Origin of the sequence: Novosphingobium sp. PY1 (assembly GCF_017312445.1) — a bacterium.
Classification (GTDB): Bacteria; Pseudomonadota; Alphaproteobacteria; order Sphingomonadales; family Sphingomonadaceae; genus Novosphingobium.
Genome location: NZ_BLTI01000003.1, coordinates 130,818 through 146,230 on the forward strand (window position 1 = coordinate 130,818; position 15,413 = coordinate 146,230).

The 15,413-nt window shown below is 66.1% G+C and carries 13 protein-coding genes; 10 read left to right on the forward strand and 3 right to left on the reverse strand.

The window, feature by feature from the left end; all coding sequences use genetic code 11:
* Positions 1-18 precede the first annotated feature (18 nt).
* Positions 19-1,725: a diguanylate cyclase gene (locus tag J3474_RS03575; protein ID WP_207093116.1), complete on the forward strand. Its 1,707-nt coding sequence runs from the start codon at positions 19-21 to the stop codon at positions 1,723-1,725.
* Here the strand turns inward: J3474_RS03575 and J3474_RS03580 are convergent.
* Both J3474_RS03580 and J3474_RS03585 read right to left on the reverse strand, forming a co-directional pair.
* Positions 1,712-2,110, reverse strand: coding sequence for a thioesterase family protein (locus tag J3474_RS03580; protein WP_007012892.1), 399 nt, complete (start codon positions 2,108-2,110; stop codon positions 1,712-1,714). The two genes, J3474_RS03575 and J3474_RS03580, sit on opposite strands and share 14 nt — an antisense overlap.
* The gene (locus J3474_RS03585; protein WP_207093117.1) at positions 2,107-4,185 is read right to left on the reverse strand and encodes a S9 family peptidase; all 2,079 of its coding nucleotides are present in this window, start codon (positions 4,183-4,185) and stop codon (positions 2,107-2,109) included. The genes J3474_RS03580 and J3474_RS03585 overlap by 4 nt, the downstream gene beginning before the upstream one ends.
* A 48-nt stretch (positions 4,186-4,233) precedes the next feature.
* On the opposite strand from J3474_RS03585, the gene J3474_RS03590 reads away from it, so the two are divergent.
* The 5 genes from J3474_RS03590 (at position 4,234) to J3474_RS03610 (ending at position 9,541) form a co-directional block, all read left to right on the forward strand.
* Positions 4,234-6,048, forward strand: coding sequence for an aminopeptidase P family protein (locus J3474_RS03590; protein WP_242528177.1), 1,815 nt, complete (start codon positions 4,234-4,236; stop codon positions 6,046-6,048).
* A gap of 92 nt (positions 6,049-6,140) precedes the next feature.
* Positions 6,141-6,539, forward strand: coding sequence for a cupin domain-containing protein (locus J3474_RS03595; RefSeq protein ID WP_207093119.1), 399 nt, complete (start codon positions 6,141-6,143; stop codon positions 6,537-6,539).
* A 190-nt stretch (positions 6,540-6,729) separates the two neighbouring features.
* On the forward strand, positions 6,730-7,359 hold the full coding sequence (locus J3474_RS03600; protein ID WP_207093120.1) for an EF-hand domain-containing protein: 630 nt from the start codon (positions 6,730-6,732) through the stop codon (positions 7,357-7,359).
* Between the two features lie 26 nt (positions 7,360-7,385).
* Positions 7,386-8,120 carry a response regulator gene (locus J3474_RS03605; RefSeq protein ID WP_013834401.1) on the forward strand — a complete coding sequence of 245 codons (735 nt, stop codon included), beginning with the start codon at positions 7,386-7,388 and terminating at the stop codon, positions 8,118-8,120.
* Complete coding sequence (locus tag J3474_RS03610; protein ID WP_041559139.1) at positions 8,117-9,541, forward strand: ATP-binding protein; 1,425 nt, start codon at positions 8,117-8,119, stop codon at positions 9,539-9,541. Before J3474_RS03605 ends, J3474_RS03610 begins: the two co-directional genes overlap by 4 nt.
* A gap of 43 nt (positions 9,542-9,584) precedes the next feature.
* On the opposite strand, the gene J3474_RS03615 is transcribed toward J3474_RS03610, so the two are convergent.
* The gene (locus tag J3474_RS03615; RefSeq protein ID WP_007012885.1) at positions 9,585-11,183 is read right to left on the reverse strand and encodes a helicase HerA-like domain-containing protein; all 1,599 of its coding nucleotides are present in this window, start codon (positions 11,181-11,183) and stop codon (positions 9,585-9,587) included.
* Positions 11,184-11,307: 124 nt separating this feature from the next.
* On the opposite strand from J3474_RS03615, the gene pabB reads away from it, so the two are divergent.
* Genes pabB through arfB form a run of 4 tightly spaced genes read left to right on the forward strand, consistent with a single transcriptional unit; the run spans position 11,308 to position 15,409 of the window.
* Positions 11,308-13,128 carry an aminodeoxychorismate synthase component I gene (gene pabB, locus J3474_RS03620; RefSeq protein ID WP_207093121.1) on the forward strand — a complete coding sequence of 607 codons (1,821 nt, stop codon included), beginning with the start codon at positions 11,308-11,310 and terminating at the stop codon, positions 13,126-13,128.
* Complete coding sequence (locus tag J3474_RS03625; protein ID WP_207093122.1) at positions 13,128-14,294, forward strand: pyridoxal phosphate-dependent aminotransferase; 1,167 nt, start codon at positions 13,128-13,130, stop codon at positions 14,292-14,294. The genes pabB and J3474_RS03625 overlap by 1 nt, the downstream gene beginning before the upstream one ends.
* A 13-nt stretch (positions 14,295-14,307) precedes the next feature.
* A complete protein-coding gene (locus J3474_RS03630) occupies positions 14,308-15,006 on the forward strand; it encodes an RluA family pseudouridine synthase (protein ID WP_207093175.1) in 699 nt (232 codons plus the stop codon).
* Positions 14,999-15,409, forward strand: a complete 411-nt coding sequence (gene arfB, locus J3474_RS03635) for an alternative ribosome rescue aminoacyl-tRNA hydrolase ArfB (RefSeq protein WP_207093123.1) — start codon at positions 14,999-15,001, stop codon at positions 15,407-15,409. The genes J3474_RS03630 and arfB overlap by 8 nt, the downstream gene beginning before the upstream one ends.
* Positions 15,410-15,413: the final 4 nt, after the last annotated feature.

The following is a 15,413-nucleotide window of genomic DNA, read 5'->3' on the forward strand; positions in this document are numbered from 1 at the left end:
CTCCGGCATTCCTTGCGAATGATCCGGAGCCGCTGGAAATTGCTGTTGAGCCTGATCCTGCTCGCATGGGCAGGACTGGCATCGGCTGCGCCTGTCGGACACGAATTTCCCATCGGTTCGACCTGTTTCGCATCCGGAACGCTGCAAACGAGCTACCGCGAGATCGCGCAGGACCGCTCGCGCTGGACTTGCCAGCCCGGCGGCGCCTCCATCGTCGGCCAGCGATCCTTCGTCCGCTTCGACATGCACGGGCGCAAGGCCATCGAAAACCCGGTGCTGACCACACGCCTGACGCTGTTTTCGGCCATGCGCGTCACTGCCATCGGCACCAGCGGTGAAATCCGCAGCCTCGCTTTCGGCCGCGATGACATGGCTTTCGCGACCGATGACTGGCTCATGCGCGTGGCCCTGCCCCGCCTGTCGCAGCCGGTCGCCGCCTATGTCGCCGAGTTCGACCTGCCCCGCCACGTGGGAGTCCTGACCGCCGCGAGCGTCGGCCCTGCCCCCGGGGCCGTGGATGTCGGACGCTCGGAGCTGGTCATCGCCTGGCTGTGCGGCCTGCTGTGCGTTCCCCTCGTCCTGAACTTCGCGTTCTTCCGCGTCCTGCGCCAGCGCTTCGTGCTCTGGCATGCGGCGGCAGTGCTGTTCATGCTCATCCAGACCGTCGTCAGCAGCGGCCTCATCAACCGCTTCGTCTCGCTATCGATGATGGAACTGAGCGTCCTGTCGGCGGGCAGTTGGGGCATGGCGATAACCACCGCATCGCTGTTCATCAGCGACCTGATCGAACCGGGCAAGCTCGACCGTATCCAGGTTACCATGCTGCGCTGGCTGGGGCCCTGGGTCATCGCCTGGAGCTACATCTATCTCTTCGCGGCCGATCCGATCCGGCCGCTCTCGGCCCAGGGGTATCTGGCGAGCTACGTCCCGGTGATACTGGTCTTCGCATGGGCCTTCATGACCGCGGCCAGCCGCGGCAGCCGGGCGATCCTGTTCCAGATCGTCGCCTGGGCGCCGATGATGCTGACCGGTGCCCTGCGCATCCTTTCCGCCCTCGGCCTGTTCGAAGTGCCGATCGAACTGATGCTCGAGCAGCACATCTCGATCGGCTTCGAAGTCGTGGTCACCTCGATCGGCGTGGCCGACCGCTTCATGGCGATCAAGCGTCAGCGCGACCATGCACTGGCCCATACCAAGATCCTCGAAGGTCTGGCTGCGCGCGATCCGCTGACCGGCCTCTATAACCGGCGCGGAATCGAGGAACGCTTCGACGACCTGACTGAAGAGGGCTTTGCCACGATGGCCCTGCTCGACCTCGATCACTTCAAGGTGATCAACGACACCATGGGCCACGCCACCGGCGATGCCGTGCTGCAGGCGGTCGCCGTCGCGCTCGGGGCTGACGAGGACACCCTGGCGGTGCGCATCGGCGGCGAGGAATTCCTCCTTCTCCTGCGCGGCAAGGACGGTCCCGAGCGCGCGGAACGCCGCCGCAAGTCGATCCCGGCCCGCATCGCCGCCGAGATACCCGGCCTCGACCGCCTGGTAACCGCGAGCATGGGCATGGTGACCTGCACTTCGCCGGTGCGGTTCTCTGAACTCTACAGCCGCTGCGACCACCTGCTTTACGAGGCCAAGGCGGCAGGCCGGAACCGGACCGAACGCGAGGTCCTGACCACGCAGCCCCTGCGCGAGACCGGCGCGACCGTGGTCAACTTGCGCTGAAGCAGTCGACCACTTCAGCCGGAACCCGCATGATCCGGCCGCTGGCAATATCGATCATCGCCCATGTCGTGCGCGCCGAAACGATCACCTTGCCCTTGGCATTGCGAAAGTCGACGCAGCGGTCGAAACGCGCGCCGCTCGGCCCATCGGGAATGAAAGTCTCCGCGGTCACGCTTTCGCCTTCGCGGATATTGCCGCGATAGTCGATCTCGTGGCGGGTCACGACCCAGGCATAACGCTCCTGGTGTTCGGGCAGTGCATCGGCCTCCCAGTGGGCGGTCGCAATCGCTTCCATCCACTGCACCCAGACCGCGTTGTTGACGTGGCCCATCACGTCGATGTGTTCGGCCTCGGCGGTAAAGGTGCAGGTAAACCGGTCGCTCAAACCTCCACTCCGAGCTGCCACAGGATAAAGGCGAATTCCTCCGCTGTTTCCTTCAGGCTTTCGAACCGGCCCGACTTGCCGCCGTGCCCGGCACCCATGTTGGTCTTGAGGATCAGTTCGTTGCCGTCGGTCTTCAACTCGCGCAGCCGCGCGACCCACTTGGCCGGTTCCCAGTAAGTCACGCGCGGGTCGTTGAGACCGGCGGTGACCATGATCGGCGGATAGGCCTGCGGCTTGACCTGGTCATAGGGGGAATAGCTCAGGATCAGTTCGAAGGCGGCCCGGTCTTCGATCGGATTGCCCCATTCCGGCCATTCGCCCGGCGTAAGCGGCAGGCTCTCGTCGAGCATCGTGTTGAGCACGTCGACGAAGGGCACGTGGGCGACGACCGCCCCGAACAGGTCGGGGTCGGAATTGACCACCGCGCCCATCAGCTCGCCCCCGGCCGAACCGCCCGAGATCGAGATCTGGCCCGGCGCCGTGAAGCCGCGCTCCACCAGACCCCTGGCGACGTCGACGAAGTCGTTGAAGGTGTTGGTCCGCCGCTCCAGCTTGCCCGCCTTGTACCAGGCACGGCCGAGATCGTCGCCGCCGCGGATATGGGCGATGGCGAAGGCGAAGCCGCGATCGACAAGGCTGAGACGCGAAGTCGAGAACCCTGGCTCGATGGCGATGCCATAGGCGCCGTAGCCGTAAAGGTGGAGCGGCCCCGCCCCGGTCCGGTCGCGGCGATAGACCACGCTGACGGGAACCGCGGTCCCGTCGCGCGCGGTGATTTCCAGCCGCTCGGTCGCATAGAGCGACGCGTCGTAGCCCGAGGGAATTTCCTGCACCTTGAGCGTCTCGAGCGTGCGCCCTGCCACGTCGTAGTCATAGACCGTTGCCGGACTGACCATCGATTCGTAACTCAGCCGCAGCGTATCCATGTGCCATTCGGGATTGTTCGAAAGGCCCGCCGAATAGCTCGCTTCGGGAAAGACGATCGGCTCCACGCGCGCTGGGTCGTCGTAATAGCGGACCTCGATCTGGTCGAGGCCGGCGCGGCGCCCCTCGATCACGTAGAAGTCGCGGAACAGATCGACGCCGGTCAGGTAGAAGTCGTCCGACCCCTCGATCAGCGTCGTCCACTCGCCCGGATTGTCCAGCGGCGCCGTGGCGAGGCGGAAGTTCTCGTGCGTATCGTTGGCATGGATGAAGAGCACGCCCTCGCGTTCATCGACATCGTACTCCACGCCCTTGCTGCGCGGCTTGACGAGGATCTGCTCGCCGAGCGGATCCGCGGTCCGCACCAGCCGCGCTTCGCTCGTCTCGTGATCGCTGGTGCCGATGATCAGCCAGTCCTCGTTCGACGATAGCGAGGAGCCGACGCGAAAGCCGTCGTCGCTCTCGTGGTAGAGCTCCACGTCCTTGTCGAGCGGATCGCCCAACCAGTGCAGGCGGGCATTGTCCGTGCGCCACTGTTCGTTGGCGAGCGAATAGACGAGGCCCCTGTCATCGCCGACCCAGACCAGCGAGGACAGCGTACCGGGGATCTCGTCAGGCAGCAGTTCCCCGGTCTCTAGGTTCTTGATCCGCGCGGTGAAGCGCTCCGATCCGTTGTCATCGAACGAATAGGCCAGCAATCTGCCGCCCTTGCTGACCGAGATCGCGCCGAGACTGAAGTATTCCTTGCCCTCGGCCAGCGCGACTTCGTCGAGGATCAACTGGTCCTCGCCGCCGCCCACGGGCCTGCGCCACCACTTCTTGTACTCTGCGCCTTCCTCGAACTCGATCCAGTAGTGCCAGTCGCCATCCTTCTGCGGCACCGACTTGTCGGCTTCCTTGATCCGCGCGCGCATTTCCTTGAACAATGTGTCGATCGCGCCCTTGCGATCGGCCATCCGCGCCTCGAACCAGCGGTTCTCCGCTTCCAGGTGCGCCAGCACTTCCTTGTCGGTGACCTGCGGATAGCCGGGGTCGCGCAGCCAGGCGTAGTCGTCGGAGACGCTCAGCCCGTGGTACGTGAAGGAATGCGGCTTCTTTGCCGCCTGGGGAGGACCTGCAACGGTCTGGGTGGAATCTGCCATGTCTCGCATCTATGTTGGCGCAATGCCCCCCGCAAGTCGGATACCGAAACCATGTTGATGAATACCCATGAAGCGCGCCTCGATGCGCTGCGCAAGGAACTCAAGTCGCGCGGCCTCGATGGCTTCGTCATCCCGATCTCCGACGAACACATGAGCGAGTACGTCGGCGCCTATGCCCAGCGCCTCGCCTGGCTGACCGGCTTCGGCGGCTCGGCCGGAACCGCAGTCGTGCTGACCGATCCCTCGCTGGAACCGGCGGCGGCCATGTTCGTGGACGGCCGCTATACCCTCCAGGTGCGCGACCAGGTCGACGGGCGCCTCTACGCTTATGAAAGCGTGCCCCAGACCAGCATCGCCAGGTGGCTGGAGGCCCACGCCCCGCATGGCGCGAACATCGGCTACGACGCCTGGCTGCACGGCCAGCGCTGGGTCGATGCGGTCGACAAGGCGCTCGCGGCCAAGGGCGGCAAGGTCACTCCGGTCGAAACCAATCCGATCGATTCGATCTGGGAAGACCAGCCCGCACCATCGCCCGCCCCTGCGCTCGTCCATCCCGACGCGTTCACCGGCCAGGCGAGCGAAGCCAAGCGCGGCGCGGTTTCCGAATGGCTCGGCGAACGCCATCTCGATGCAGCGGTGATCACCGCGCTCGATTCGATCGCCTGGCTGCTCAACATTCGCGGTACCGACGTCGAGCGCACGCCGGTGGCGCTGTCCTATGTGATCGCCCATGCCGACGGCACCGCGGACCTGTTCATCGCCGAGGAGAAGGTGACGCCCGAGCTGCGCCAGCACCTTGGCAACGCCGTGCGCATCCAGCCGCGCGACCGGTTCGTCGCGGGGCTGGAAAGCCTGTCCGGCAAGCGCGTCGCCGTCGACCCCGAGCGCGCCGTCAGCGCAATCTTCGAGACGCTGCGCCTCGGCGGCGCCGAAGTGGTCGAGGAACGCGATCCCACCGTCCTGCCCAAGGCGATCAAGAACCCGGTCGAACAGCAGGGCCACCGCGACGCTCAGGCCCGCGACGGCGCCGCCGTATCGCAGTTCCTGCACTGGCTATCGCTCGAAGCCCCCAAGGGCACGGTCAGCGAAATGACGGCGGCCGACCGGTTGCAGGCCTTCCGCCAGTCCTGCGGCGACTTGCGCGACCTATCGTTCGACACGATTTCCGGCGCCGGTCCCAACGGCGCCGTGGTGCACTACCGCGTCTCGGAAGAGACCAACCGTACGCTCGAGCCGAACAGCGTCTATCTCGTCGATTCCGGCGGTCAGTATCCGGACGGCACGACCGACATCACCCGCACCGTCTGGGTCGGCCCCGGCGAGCCCCCGGCAGAGGTAAGGGACCGCTTCACCCGCGTCCTCAAGGGCCACATCGCGCTGGCCCGCGCGGTTTTCCCGCAAGGTACCGCCGGAAGCCAGCTCGACGTGCTGGCGCGCCAGTTCCTCTGGACCGCCGGGCTCGACTATGCTCACGGCACCGGCCACGGCGTAGGCTCGTTCCTCTCGGTCCACGAAGGGCCGCAGCGCATCGCCAAGTCCGCGGGCGGCCAGGCCGGAACCGACCAGTCGCTGATGCCCGGCATGATTATCTCGAACGAGCCGGGCTACTACAAGACCGGCGAATATGGCATCCGCATCGAGAACCTCGTGCTGGTCGAACCGCGCGCAATCGACGGCGCGGAAGGTGAATTCTACGGCTTCGAGACGCTCACTCTGGTCCCGATCGAGCGCCGCCTGGTCGATAGGGCCCTTTTCACACGCGACGACGTGGCCTGGTGGAACGCCTACCATGCCCGCGTTCTCGAAGTGGTCGGGCCGCAGCTTGAAGGCAGCGCAAAGGCCTGGCTCGAAGAACAATGCGTGCCGCTTTGAGGATTTGACGGCTTGCCATGGCGGCGGCCGCTTGCTTCACTCCCCCGGTCCTGCAAATCACCCCAAGGAAGGCAGGGCCGGGAGAATGACCGATGGCTCAAGCGCATGACCTGCGCACCAACCCGATCCATCTCGGGCTCGGTGCCCGGGCAGAAGCCCAACCCGTCTTTACCGGCCTCGAATGGTACGAGGCCTATGCCGGGCGCACCCATGCGGATGGCGCCGAGGGACGGCTGGTCGCGCTCCACGATTTCACCGGCGACTGGACTTCATGGGAGGTCCACCCCGAAGGCGACGAAGTCGTTGTGTGCACGGCCGGTGAAATGACCCTGATCCAGGAGCGCGAGGACGGCTCGACCAGCGCACAGGTTCTCGCCGCGGGCGAATATGCGATCAATCCCGCCGGCACCTGGCACACCGCCGACATTGCAGGAACCGCGACCGCGCTGTTCATCACCTGCGGCCTCGGCACCCTCCACCGGCCCCGCTGAAATCTTGCCTGGCTATGAATGGGCAAGGCGAACTGAGACAATTGGCGACAATAATGGCCTGTCCCGGCATAACTGCGCGACAAGCCCTATCTAGAAGGAACACAAGAAAGTCGCGGGGCACGATCTTCCCCCTCCCTTCCCCCGCCCCGCGACTTTCGCCCCATTTTCGGGTGCAGCGAGGAGAGAATTCATGACCAGGTTCGGAAAGGTGTCGCTTGCGATATCCGCCGCCACACTCGCCATCGGCGGCGTTGCCTATGCGCAGATGCCCCATGGCAATTCCATGATGGACACCGACGGCGACGGCGCCGTGACCCGCGCCGAGTCGCAGGCCATGGCAGCCGCGATGTTCGCCCGCATGGACGTCAACAAGGATGGCAAGCTCGACCAGACGGATCGCGAGGAGCGCCGCACCGAAATGAAGAACCGCATGTTCGAGATGCTGGATGCCAACAAGGACGGCAGCATCTCGAAGCAGGAATTCATGGATGCCAGGCACCCCGGCCATGACGGCATGCGCGGCCCCGGTGGCCCGGGCATGGACGATCCAGGCATGGATGGAATGGACGGCCATCACGGCAAGCGCGGCGACAAGCGTGGCTGGCACCGCGGCGGCATGGCGATGATGAAGATGGCCGACACAAACAACGACGGCGCGATCTCGCAGGACGAGTTCGAGGCCGCCGCCGCCAGGCACTTCGACATGATGGACGCCAACAAGGACGGCACTGTCACCAAGGAAGAACGCAAGGCCGCGCGTGACAAGATGAAGGCGCAATGGCAGGCGAAGAAGGCGCAGAAGACGAGCGCCGCCAACTGAACTGACGGCGCGGAAGAAGGATTGCAATGAACGATACCGCGCCACCCAGGCTGCTTCTCGTCGACGACGAGGCAGCCCTGCGCGAGCCCCTGGCCGAGTACCTCTCGCGCCAGGGGTTTGCCGTCAGCCAGGCAGTCAGCGCCGCAGAAGCGCGCAGCCGCCTGCGTGAAGAGAAGCCCGAGCTGGTCCTGCTGGACATCATGATGCCGGGCGAAGATGGCCTCTCGCTGTGCCGCCACCTCGTCGAATCGCAGGATCTGCCGGTCATCTTCCTGACCGCGCGCGGTGAGGCGACCGACCGCATCGTCGGGCTCGAAATCGGCGCCGACGACTATGTCGTGAAGCCCTTCGAACCCCGTGAACTGGTTGCCCGCATTCGCAGCGTGCTACGCCGTTCCTCGCGCGTGCCCGCGGCTCCGGCCGAGAACGAAGCGTTCGTCTTCGAAGGCTGGCACCTCGATCCACTCAAGCGCCGCCTGACCGATGCCGAAGGCGCCGTCGTGGCTATCTCCTCGGTAGAGTTCCGCCTACTGATGGCTTTCCTCGAGCATCCGCGCCAGGTCCTCAACCGGGATCGCCTGCTCGACATGGTGCAGGGCCGCGAGGCGCACCTGTTCGACCGCGCGGTGGACAACCAGGTCAGCCGCCTGCGCCGCAAGATCGAAGTCGACAGCCGCAATCCGCAACTGATCCAGACGGTGTGGGGCGGCGGGTATATGCTCGCCACCGACGTCAAGCGCGTACCGCTCGCCCCTGAATGAAGTTCCTCCAGCCCCGCAGCCTGATGGGCCAGATGCTGCTGGCCGTCGCCGTGGCCCTGCTGCTCGTCCAGGGCCTTGGTGCCGTGCTCGTCTATCGTGCCCAGCGCGAAGGCTACGAGACCGGCATGCTCAACGCCGCCGCCTTCCGCCTCATCGCCGAAACCCGCGGCCCGCAATGGGTCGCCCGCAAATTGCGAAAGCAGGAGGATGCGCCCTTCGCCGGCCCTGCGCCGCGCGGCTTTCCCCTCGAGTTCTCGACCCGTCTGCCTATCGGCGCAGGCGAGATCCGCGACGAGCGCGCGCAGAACCGCCTGAGCGACATCCTGCGTGATCAGGATTTTCCCGATTCCGACGTCATCGTTGTCCACCGCGCGGTCGGACAAGACCCGGTCGCGCGGCTTGGCATGGTGATGCGCGGCCGCGCCCATCACCTGGAGCCGGAAGAAATCGCCAAGTCCATGGACGACCACCTGCTGGTCGTTGCGGTCAGGCCCAAGCAGCGCGACAACTGGATGATCGCAAGGGTGCGCACGCCGCGCGCCATGAACATCCTGCTCATGCCGATCGTTCTGCAGACCCTGTTCATCTACGTGGTGCTGGTCGGTGCCGTGGCGCTGATCCTGCGCCGGATCACCCGCCCGCTGGCGGCCCTTACCAACCGGGTCGAGCGCTTTTCCATGACCCAGGACGCCGATGGCCAGTTGGAGCCGTCGGGCCCCGAGGACATGCGCAGGCTGATCGTCGCCCACAACGCCATGGAAGCGCGCATTGCCGCCATGCTCGATGAAAAGGACGTCATGCTCGGTGCCATCGGGCACGACCTCAAGACCCCGTTGGCCGCCCTGCGCGTCCGCATCGAATCGGTGCAGGACGAAGCCGAACGTTCCCGCATGGCGATGACCATCGAGGATATCGTGCGCACGCTGGACGATATCCTCTCGCTCGCCCGCGTCGGCAGGCCCAGCGATCCGCGCGAACGCACCGAACTTTCCGCACTGGTCGCCTCGGTGGTCGAGGAATACGAAGACCTCGGCAACCCGGTCGAACTGGGCGACAGCGAGCGGATTGTCCTGGAACTGCGCCCCACGTGGCTGCGCCGCGCCATGCGCAACCTGATCGACAATGCCCTGCGCTACGGAGAGAACGCGAATGTCTCGCTCAAGCGCGAAGGGAATCTCGCCGTCATCCGGATCGAGGACGTGGGGCCGGGCATTCCCGAAGACACCATCGATGCGATGATGGACCCGTTCACGCGCGGCGATCCCTCACGCAATTCGCTGACCGGCGGCGCCGGCCTTGGCCTCGCGCTGGCCCGCGCCGTCGCCGAGCAGCATGGCGGCGCCCTCAGCCTGTCCAACCGCCACGCGGCCGACGGCCAGGTCGAAGGCCTGACCGCTCGAATCGCCATTCCCATCGGCTGAGCGCCGGAACGGTGCGGAACAACCGCCCCCTCCCCACGCCGCACTAACGCATCAGGCCACCGATCAGGTTGCGGGCAAAGCGGCCTATTCCCGGGATGCCGATGGCTTTCTCGATCGTGCTTCCGATCGTGCCCGCAGCCGCGCTGGCGGCGGACGCCTTGGGGTTGGCGCGGCTCTTCTTGCCCTGCAGGGTCTGGGCGAGGATCGATCCGGCGCTGGCGGCGGCCGCACCGGCAGCGGCCTTGGCGACCTTGCCGCCCAGACCGTCCCACAGGCTCGGGCTGCGCCTTTCGCGCTTGCGCACTTCAGCTTCGCCCTGCTCGGCCACTTCCTCGGCCGTGGCCGCGGCATCGGCGGCTTTTGCGGCAAGCACTTCTTCGGCGCTCTCGCGATCCACGCGGGTATCGTACTTGCCCTCGCACGGGCTGATCGACTGGATGATTGCCCGCTCCTTCTCCGACACCGGACCCAGCCGCGAGCGGGGCGGAGCGATGAGCGTACGCTGGACGACGGTAGGCGCGCCTTCCTCGTCGAGCGTCGAGACCAGCGCTTCACCGACCTTGAGTTCGGTAATCGCAGCCTCGACGTCCAGTTCGGGATTGATCCGGAAAGTCTCGGCAGCCGCCTTGATCGCCTTCTTGTCCCGCGGGGTGAAGGCCCGCAGCGCGTGCTGGACGCGGTTGCCCAGCTGGCCGGCGATATCCTCGGGAATGTCGATCGGGTTCTGCGTCACGAAATAGACGCCCACGCCCTTCGAGCGGATTAGGCGCACGACCTGCTCGACGGTATCCTGCAGGGCCTTGGGGGCATCGTCGAACAGCAGGTGCGCCTCGTCGAAGAAGAAGACCAGCTTGGGTTTCTCCGGATCGCCGACTTCGGGCATCGCCTCGAACAGTTCGGACAGCAGCCAGAGCAGGAACGTCGCGTAGAGCTTTGGGCTGCGCATGAGCCGGTCGGCGGCCAGCACGTTGATGTAGCCGCGGCCCTGATCGTCGCAGCGGATGAAGTCCTGGATCTCCAGCGCCGGTTCGCCGAAGAACTGCGCCGCCCCTTGGCTGTCCAGCGCCAGCAGCTGGCGTTGGATCGCGCCGACGCTGGCCCTGGTCACATTGCCGTACTTCGCCGAGAGATCCGCCGCGTTCTCGGCCGTATAGGCCAGCATCGACTGCAGGTCCTCAAGGTCGAGCAGCAGCAGCCCCTGTTCGTCGGCATAGCGAAAGACGATGTTGAGCACGCCTTCCTGCGTATCGTTGAGATCCATCAGCCGCGCGAGCAGCAAGGGCCCCATTTCGGAAATCGTGGTGCGGACCGGATGGCCCTGCTCGCCGTAGATGTCCCAGAAGACCGCCGGATTGTCGGAATAGGCATAGTCGGCAAGACCGATTTCCTTCGCCCGGCTCTCCAGCTTGTCGGCATGCTTGAAGGTCGGACTGCCGGGCATCGAAATTCCCGAAAGGTCGCCTTTCACGTCGGCCATGAACACCGGCACGCCTTGCGCGGAAAACTGCTCGGCAATGGTCTGGAGCGTCACCGTCTTGCCGGTGCCCGTCGCGCCGGCGATCAGCCCATGGCGATTGGCACGGCCCAGCCGCAGCGCCTGTCGGTTTCCATCGGCGCCAAGCCCCAGAAAGATATCGCTCATTGCCGGTCCCGGGCTCCCTTGTTTCGCCAGTCTTGTCCCAGTGATAAGGCTGCATTTCCCTGAGTGCGAGAGGGTTTTTGCCAGCCGGCGATTGCGCGGCTAAAGGCGGGGCGAAACACGCACCATGACCAGTCCATTCGTCCTTCTCGATGACGCCCGCACCCTGGGCGCAGCCGGAGCCCGGCTCTACCGCGAACCGCTCGAAATCGTCGAGGCGCGGCGGGCGCAGGACGTTGCGCCGGCGCTGGAACGCCTGGAAGCCCTGCAGCGCGAAGGCCGCCACCTGGCCGGATACATGGCCTACGAGGCCGGCCTTGCGCTGGAGCCGCGGCTGGCCGGGCTGCTTGCCGAGCGCACCGGCGCTGTCGGCCCGCTCGTGTGGTTCGGCGTCTTCGCGGGCTACGAGACCATCCCGGCTGCCGACGTGCCGACCTGGCTGGCCTCCTGCGCGCCCGACGATGCCGCGGCGATCGGCCCACTCGACCCGCAAGTCCCGATCGGGGACTACGAGCACGCCTTCGACACGCTGCACCGCGCGATCGGCGACGGCGACATCTATCAGGCCAACCTGACGATGCCTTTGGAAGGGCCATGGCGGGGCGATCCCTTCGCGCTCTACGCAGCCATCCGACCCGCCGCCGACGCCGGCTACGGCGGGCTGATCCATGACGGCAGCCACTGGATCCTGAGCTTCTCGCCCGAACTGTTCTTCTCGCTCAAGGACCGGTCGGTGCGGGTCAAGCCGATGAAGGGCACGCGCCCGCGCGGACGCGACGAGGCTGAGGACGAGCGCCTGCGCGAGGAACTGGCGGCTTCCGACAAGGATCGCGCCGAGAACCTGATGATCCTCGATCTCATGCGCAACGACCTTTCGCGCGTGGCCGAAGCGGGGTCTGTCCGGGTCGAGGATCCCTTCACGATCGAGACTTACCCGACCGTCCACCAGATGGTGTCCTCGGTCGGCGCGACGCTTGCCCCGGGCAAGGGCGCGGTGGACGTGCTGCGCGCGCTGTTTCCCTGCGGCTCGATCACCGGTGCGCCCAAGATCCGGGCAATGGAACTGATCGCGCAGGTCGAACGCCACTTACGGGGGCCCTATTGCGGCTCTATCGGGCGGATCGAACCCTCTGGCGATGCCGCGTTTAATGTGGCAATCCGCACCTTGCGGCTCACTCCCGGCGAGAATGGCGGGGGCAAAGCGGTGCTAGGGGTCGGATCGGCCATCGTTGCCGATTCGCAAGCGCTTCCCGAATGGCGGGAATGCCTGATCAAAGGGGGTTTCGTGAGAGAGTCGGAAGCGCGTCATACGGGTGGGACAGCCTCGCCCGCGAGCTTCGATCTGATCGAGACCATGCGCTTTACGCCGGAAGACGGCATTCCGCTGCTCGAACTGCATCTGGAACGGATCAAGGCCAGCGCCGCCGCGCTCGGTTTCACTTTCGATCGCCACGCCGTGCGCAATGCGATCCAGGCGCTGTGCTTCGATGCCGAAGGCCCTGCCAAGCTGCGCCTCGTCGCCGCGCGCAGCGGGGCCTACGCGCTCGAACTGGCGGACGTGACCGAAAGCCTGCCCGAACCGGCGACGGTTGCGGTGCTGCGCATGCCGGTCGACAGCGGCGACTGGCGCCTGCGTCACAAGACCAGCGACCGCGGCTTCTACGAGGCCGGCCTCGTCGCGGCAAAAGAAGCCGGGGCGCACGAAGCGATCTTCCTGCGCGACGACGGTCTCGTCACCGAAGGCTGCTTTACCAACCTGTTCGTCGAACGCGACGGCAAGCTGCTTACCCCTCCTGCCGATCTCGGCCTGCTGCCCGGCGTCCTGCGCCGCTCGCTGCTCGACGAGGGCCGCGCCGCCGAAGCCGCGCTGACGCTCGACGATCTTGCCGGCGGGTTCTTCATCGGCAACGCCCTGCGCGGCCTCATTCCGGCCAGACTGCTCACCTGATGCACACGTCCCATGCCCTCTCCCGCATCGCCCCGTCCCAGACGACGGCGATGACAGACCGCGCCATCCAGCTTCGCGAACAAGGCGTCGACATCATCTCGCTTTCGGTTGGCGAACCCGATTTCACCACCCCGCCCCACGTGATCGAGGCCGCCAAGGCCGCGCTCGACGCAGGCGATACCAAGTATACCGCGGTGGGCGGCACTTCGCGGCTCAAGCAGGCCGCCGCGCTGCACTTCGCGCGCGACCTCGGCATCGAGGTCCCCGCCTCGCAGGTCACGGTCAGCGCAGGGGGCAAGCAGGCGATCTTCCACGCCCTGCTCGCCACGATCAGCGAGGGCGAGGAAGTGATCGTACCCTGCCCCTGGTGGGTCAGCTATCCGGAGATCATCCGCTTCGCTGGCGGCAGCGTCGTGCCGCTGATGACCTCGGCGCGTGACAACTTCCGCTTTACCGCTGCCGACCTCGAAGCGCAGATCGGGCCGCGCACGCAATGGCTGCTGCTCAACAGCCCAGGCAATCCGACCGGCGCTTACTACCCGGCCGACATGCTGCGCGGCATCGGCGAAGTCCTGCGCCGCCATCCGCGCATCATGGTCCTCTCGGACGACATCTACGCGCCGATCAACTACACCGGCGAGCCGCACGCGACCCTTGCGAACCTGTGCCCGGACCTTGCCGACCGCATCCTGACGATCTCGGGCGTATCCAAGAGCCATGCGATGACCGGCTTTCGCATCGGCGTGGCCGCCGGGCCGGAATGGCTGATCAGGGCCATGGAAAAGCTGCAGTCGCATTCATCGGGCAATCCCTGCTCGATCAGCCAGGCGGCTGCCGTGGCCGCCTTCGAGGGCCCGCAGGACTTCCTGAAAGAGTGGTGCGAGCGCTTCCGCGCGCGCCGCGACATGGTGGTCTCGGCGATCAACGCCATTCCCGGTCTCTCGACCCCGACGCCCGACGGCGCCTTTTACTGCATGGTCGATGCCGCTCCGCTGATGCAGCGTTTCGGCGACGATACCGGCCTTGCGCTCCACCTTCTCGAAAACGGCGTCGCGATCGTTCCGGCATCGGGTTTCGGCGGCCGCAACGGCTTCCGAATCAGCTTCGCCGCCGACGAGGCCAAACTTACCGAGGCATTGCGCCGCATTGCGAAGGCCCTTGCCTGATGAAAGTCACTTGATGGAACTGGAAATTCTCTTCGAAGACGGCGAAGCGCTCGTCATCGACAAGCCCGCAGGCCTGCCGCTCGACCGCCCCCGGGCCGGCGGGGTGAGCCTTGACGACTATATCGACACGCTCAAGCTGGGCTTCCACCGTGAGCCCGCGCCCGTTCACCGCCTCGACCGCGACACCTCCGGCTGCCTGCTGCTGGCCCGCAATCCCAAGGCGCTCAAGCGCTTTGCCGCGGCGTTCGAGGAGCGCCTCGTCGAAAAGCGCTATCTCGGCATCGTGACCGGTGTTCCGGCCGATGACGAGGGCACGATCGCCCTGTCGCTGTCCAAGGTGAGCACGGCCAAGGACGGCTGGCGCATGATACCGGCGCGCAAGGGCAAGCCCGCGGTGACGCACTGGCGCAAGCTCGACACGCGCGACGGCCTGACGCTTATCGAATTCCGCCCCGAAACCGGCCGGACCCACCAGATTCGCGTGCATGCCGCATCAGGCCTCGGCATGCCGCTGCTCGGCGATCCGGTCTATGGGACGAAGAAGGCCGGGGCACGGACCATGCTTCATGCTGCCGCCCTCACCGTTCCGCGCGGCGAGAAAGCCCCCATCGTCGCCATCGCCCCGCTTCCCGCAGACTTCGCCGCCCTCGGTTTCGTCGACCCCGGCTATGAAGACCTCGGCTCCGAAGACCTCAGCCCTGCCGATGAGTGAAGCGGTCGTCGAGCGCGCCAACGCCCTCGCGACCGAGTCTTTCATCGCCTCGGCCGGTCCGGGCGGCCAGAACGTCAACAAGGTGGCAACGGCGGTGCAGCTGCGCCTCGACGTCTATGCCCTGCGCCTGGCCCCGCCGGTCTTCGCAAGGCTCAAGCAGCTCGCCGGAAGCCGCATGACCGGCAAGGGCGAACTGGTGCTCACCGCACGCACGTTCCGCACCCAGGAAGCCAATCGCGCCGATGCGCGCGAGCGCATGGCCGAACTGCTGCGCGAGGCGCACAAGCTGCCCGAAAAGCGCGCCAAGAGCCGCCTCAATCGCGTTGGCAAGACCCAGCGCCTGAAGGGCAAGAAGATCCGCGGCGCCGTGAAGGCCGGACGCGGCAAGGTGAGCTTCGACTGAGGTA